We start from the raw sequence: 4,867 nt of genomic DNA, 5'->3' as shown, positions 1-4,867 counted from the left end.
GCAGGCTCAAAGGCCGCACAACGCCATCCGGCGAACTCATGAATAGGACAGGCTAAAGATGGCCAATGTGGCCATAGGAGAAATGATTATGAAGATGCTTGAAACGGAACTCACCGCTACCAAGCGTCCGATTTGAAATGCCGAAAGGACCGTAGGCGCAAAGCGCGCTATGAAGCCGAAGCGGATTTGGCGCATCCGCTTCTCCCTCAACCAGCACCGCCGCCTGCAAAATTGGGCGCTGTTCGATCTGGCAATCGACAGCAAGCTTTTGGGCTGCGGACCTTTCAGCGGCGGGGCTTTCTTTCGGCCGGATCACACAAGTATATAGGCCCAGATAAACTGCCATCGCTGCGCCGGAATTCGGTCCACCGCTGGTCGAACAGGAGCCGCATTCCGCATCATGAAGAGCCTGGCGCAAAGGGCGGCTTCCAGACTTCGGCGCTCGCTCGGAGGCCGTGACTATGACCGCTTCAAGGGTAGCTATCCCGATTATGATAGCGCATTGGCTGCGGTCGGGCGCGAACGGCTGGCCGGGTATAATCATGCCGCAGTCGCCCCGGTTTCGTACGAACTGATGTGCCGTACGGAATTGTGGGACTATCCCGTTCTATTCTGGCTGGAGCGCGTGCTGCCGGACACGAACCGCATCATCGACGCTGGCGGGCACATGGGTACGAAATTTCGCGCTTTCTCGTCGCGGCTTATTTTTCCCGAGAGTCTGGATTGGGCGGTTTGCGATTTGCCCGAAATCGTCAAACAGGGCCGCGCGCAAGCAGAAGCGGATGGGCTTTCCGGCATCTCGGTTCATGCCGGTCCGGAAGAAATTCCACCTGCGTCGGTGTTGCTGGCCTCCGGGCTCTTTCAGTATCTGGATGAAGATCCCGGCCCCTATCTGAAACGCTTCGTAAGCCAGCCGGTACATGCCGTGATCAACAAGGTGGCGACGCGTGACGCTGAAGAAGTGGTCACTCTGGAGCAATTCCCCGGTGCCGAGATACCCTATCGGATCCGTAACCGCCAAGTGTTCGAAAGGAGCCTGACCGATGCAGGCTATACGATTATCGATCAGTGGGAAATCGCCTCCCTCAGCCATACCCATCCCGCTTTCGGCAAGTCCACAAGTCGTGGCTATTACTGCAGGCTTGGATCGTAGGAAGGTCAAGCTGGGCTCTGGCCTGCTTCGATGCTGCAGATCACGAACGTCCCAGCACAATTCTTCTGGCCGTCTTGGGCAGCAGCGGTTCGGCAAAATGAAAGGCAAGGCGCTCGATTCCGTCGGGCCGACCGATCGATATCCATATTACCAGAAGCATGACGGCGTAAACAGAACCGGCAAGCGGTACCATCCATAACAAGTACAGGATGATGCCCAAGGGACCCGATCCGGCCTCCGTAGAGTGTCCGACCACCAGCATTATGCCCACCATGCAGATGCCGGAAATTGCGGCCCGCCAGGCTCCGGCCAGCTGTTGAAAGACCGATATCCCGACCGTGCGGCGCACCAGCATCATGCAAAGGAAAGCAAGAAGACAGTCGGAAACGACGAATGCCATGACAGCGCCCTTCCACCCCCCCCACAGGGTCAAACCGACAGTCAGCGGCATCCGGGCAGCCCAGTCGTAAAGATTGCGGGTGAAAATCAGGTTGGGCTTGCCGGATGCGTAAAGCAGCGAACTGGTCATGCTTGAGAAGAGACCTGGAATAAGCGTCAGCGAGGCAGCCTGGAAGACAAGCACCACCGTCAGCCATTGCGGCCCGAGCACGAGTTCCACCAACTGCGGCGCGAGTATTGCCTGGGCAAAGGCAATCGGGATCCCGATCGACAATACAGCGGACAGTGTGAGACGGTAGGTGTCCCCTTGCCGATCCCGATGGCCATTGCTTCGCGATAACGCAGAGATCACGGGTCGCTGGATGGATTCGAAAATCACCTTATACGGCATGGCCGCAATATCGCGCGTAGTAGCGAATAGTCCGACAGTGGTCTGCGAGGCAATCTTGGCAAGCACGAACCGGTCGGTCTGCCAATTCAGTGCGCTGAGACCCTGTGCGGCGATGCTCCATCCCAAATAGCGATGAAACAGGCGCCAGGAATGCAGGGTGAAACGAGGCCTTGCTGGCACCAGCACGTAAGTCGCGATGACATAGAACAAGGGGTTTGCCACGGAGCCTGCCGCGATGGCCCAATAGCTCCCCGTTTCGAGCGCAAGCGTAATAGCGATGCAAAGGGCGGCCAGCTTGCCAAAGATCTCGGCAGTTGCGTCCGGACGAAACCGAAGGTGTTTGAACAACAGGAACGCCCGGGGGCTTCGGAGCCCGCGCAGGGCAGGCGCCACGCTCAGAAAGCAGATCAGCGGGACCAGCCGTTCATCGCCGAAGAAATTTGCCAATGGAAACGAGAGGCCTGCCAAGAGGGCCGCGACGAACAGCCCGCGCAGCAGCGCGAAGGTAAAGGCCGTATCGAGCGGCTTGCGGCCTACAGATTTCAGCTGCAGCAGTGCGTTACCTGTCGGCAGCTCCAGCATTGCTTCCGTGAGCTGGACCGCTGACGTTGCGATCGCGACAAGGCCGAAATCAGCCGGAGTGAGCAGTCGCGCGAGCACCATCAAGGTGACGAGATCCAAGGCTCTCGAAACGCTGCGGGCAGCCGTTATCAGGAAGGCCCCATGCGCGACCTTTTGCCGGACCGATGCGCGGGGCTTGCCCGTCTTGCCGTTGGCTCCACGGGTCATGCAACAGGACCGGCCTGGAGTTGCGGCAACCCGTGCAACCAGCCCACGCGCCCTGAACCTGCATCAGGCAGGTCGGCAAGCTCATCGCTCAAACCTGCTCCGCTGCATTTTACCGTTGCTTCGTGACCAGTCCACCAGCGGATGAAGGCGGCTGCTTGCCCGGTCTCATCGGGAATCCGGTCGAGCCTCTCAAGCGCGGCACTGCCCCAGAGGTTCAAGGCAATCGCGCGCATCTCCGCAATCGAGCGGATACGCTCTATATCGACGCCCACGGGCGAGGCGGACACCGCCAGCACGCAAACATCGCCAGAACGGCTCAGGCTGAAATGCAGGTCTGACCCATGAAAAGACGATGCAGCGAGAACCGGCTTGCCGTTCAGCGTCGCTGCAAATCTTATCTGCGCAGGATGACAGCCAAGCAGAGAGGCGAGGCAAGCCCGCACGAAGGCGTGCGAACGGACATAGCGAAGCCTGTCCGTTTCGAAAAGAAATGTAGCGGCCCTTTGTTGCTCGACATCCGATAGACAGGACGCGATCGAGGCCAGATTGCCAAGCTCATCATCCGGTTGTGAAAAGATCAGCCAGACGTTCCCGCTCCGCGGGACGACGCCACGGCGGAGCATTGAAGGTGGGAGGATATCGACCTCGATGTCACCATCGATATCCAGCGCCCACGCCACAACATACTCAAATGCAAAAGCTTCTTGAACGGGGTTCATCGCAACCCTCTAGGCAGAGGTGCCGGTGGCAGAGAACGAGTGAGAACATTTCCCCATCAGTTTGTTGATCGGCCCTATTCACGCAATCGAGCATCGGCGGTAGCTGTTCCTACCACCAATGGTCAGCTTCCCATAGTAGAGGGACTATAATAAATTTTGGCTATTGTAGTTCGACTCAACTTGCGACCTTAAAGGCCTGTCGAATTTTAACATCGGCCGACTGGGTGGGGCGATCCGTGATATTGGATATTTGGCTGCTGCGTTTGCCGATCGGCAAGTGAACCTGACACTGGGGGCAAAGGGTGACTGGTTGGAATTCTTCGCCTCTGGCGGGTAACCCGTATACTGGTTTGGTGCAGCACATTTCTTCGCGAAACGAGCGGCCGCCAAGGTCTTGGGGCATTGATCAATCAAGACACGGATCACTATCCATCCACTCCAGCTTCCGGCTCGTCGCCAGCAGGTTTCCCGAGCGTGTCGCGCTTACAGAGGGCGATCGCGAACTGACCTACGCCCGGTTGGACGCGTGGTCGGACGCCATCGCGAGTCATCTGCAGGCAAACGGCATCGGGCCGGGCAAGATCATCGGACTGCACGCCGCCGATGGCATCGAGACCATCGCGGCCATGCTTGGCATCCTGAAGGCAGGGTGCGCCTATCTTCCGGTTGATCCGGCGAACCCGGTGGACCGCATTGCCTTCATGCTCGAAGATGCCGGTGCTGCCGCGGTCATCACCCAGAACTGCCTTCGGGCAAACATCGTCGAGCCGGGGATGACGGTCTTCGTGACCAGCGACATTCCTCCTGCCGTCGGACTCGTGCCCGACCCTGGCAATGATGCCCCCGAAGCACTGGCCTATGTAATCTATACGTCGGGCTCGACCGGAAAGCCAAAGGGGGTGATGGTCAGCCACGGCAATGTCACCCGGCTCTTCGAAACGACGCGGGCGTGGTTTGAATTCGACCAGAACGACGTCTGGGCGGTGTCGCATTCCTTCGGCTTTGATTTCTCCGTGTGGGAAGTCTGGGGCGCCCTTCTTCATGGTGGCAGGCTCGTGCCCGTACCACTCGACACGCGGCGCTCTCCTGTCGATCTGCGAGAATTGTTGCTGCGCGAGAAGGTGACAATCCTGTGCCAGACGCCATCAGCCTTCCGCCAGTTTCTGAGGGCGGAACTCGCTTCGGCGCCCCGCGAATATGCTTTGCGAAAGATTATCTTCGGCGGCGAGGCCCTCGACTTCGCGACGCTTCGTCCCTGGGTGGAGCGATATGGCGATCAGCAGCCGAGCCTGATCAACATGTACGGGATAACTGAAATCACCGTGCATGCGACCTATCGCAGGATCACCAGCGACGACCTGATACCAAGGCGCGCTGATCAGAACCCATGAGCCCATTGTCGCATTCCAATGGACA

At 58.7% G+C, this 4,867-nt stretch carries 4 protein-coding genes and 1 pseudogene; 3 read left to right on the top strand and 2 right to left on the bottom strand.

Going from position 1 to position 4,867, the window contains the following annotated elements; translation table 11 throughout:
- Positions 1–88 precede the first annotated feature (88 nt).
- A pseudogene (locus tag AC4FIJ_RS16265) lies at positions 89–277 on the top strand (integrase); the annotation flags it as partial.
- A gap of 123 nt (positions 278–400) precedes the next feature.
- Positions 401–1,153 (top strand): methyltransferase, TIGR04325 family, encoded by a 753-nt coding sequence (locus AC4FIJ_RS16260; protein WP_490337673.1) that lies wholly within the window; start codon positions 401–403, stop codon positions 1,151–1,153.
- A gap of 40 nt (positions 1,154–1,193) precedes the next feature.
- Here AC4FIJ_RS16260 and AC4FIJ_RS16255 read toward each other — a convergent pair whose 3' ends face one another.
- Together AC4FIJ_RS16255 and AC4FIJ_RS16250 are read right to left on the bottom strand one after the other, a co-directional pair.
- Positions 1,194–2,732, bottom strand: coding sequence for a lipopolysaccharide biosynthesis protein (locus tag AC4FIJ_RS16255; RefSeq protein ID WP_490337672.1), 1,539 nt, complete (start codon positions 2,730–2,732; stop codon positions 1,194–1,196).
- Complete coding sequence (locus AC4FIJ_RS16250) at positions 2,729–3,451, bottom strand: 4'-phosphopantetheinyl transferase family protein (RefSeq protein ID WP_490337671.1); 723 nt, start codon at positions 3,449–3,451, stop codon at positions 2,729–2,731. The genes AC4FIJ_RS16255 and AC4FIJ_RS16250 overlap by 4 nt, the downstream gene beginning before the upstream one ends.
- A gap of 302 nt (positions 3,452–3,753) precedes the next feature.
- On the opposite strand from AC4FIJ_RS16250, the gene AC4FIJ_RS16245 reads away from it, so the two are divergent.
- The gene (locus AC4FIJ_RS16245; RefSeq protein ID WP_490337670.1) at positions 3,754–4,842 is read left to right on the top strand and encodes an AMP-binding protein; all 1,089 of its coding nucleotides are present in this window, start codon (positions 3,754–3,756) and stop codon (positions 4,840–4,842) included.
- The last annotated feature ends 25 nt before the right edge of the window (positions 4,843–4,867 follow it).

This window comes from Croceicoccus sp. (assembly GCF_983967925.1).
Note: the sequence above shows the minus strand (reverse complement) of the source record. Positions and strands in the feature narration are given on the sequence as shown.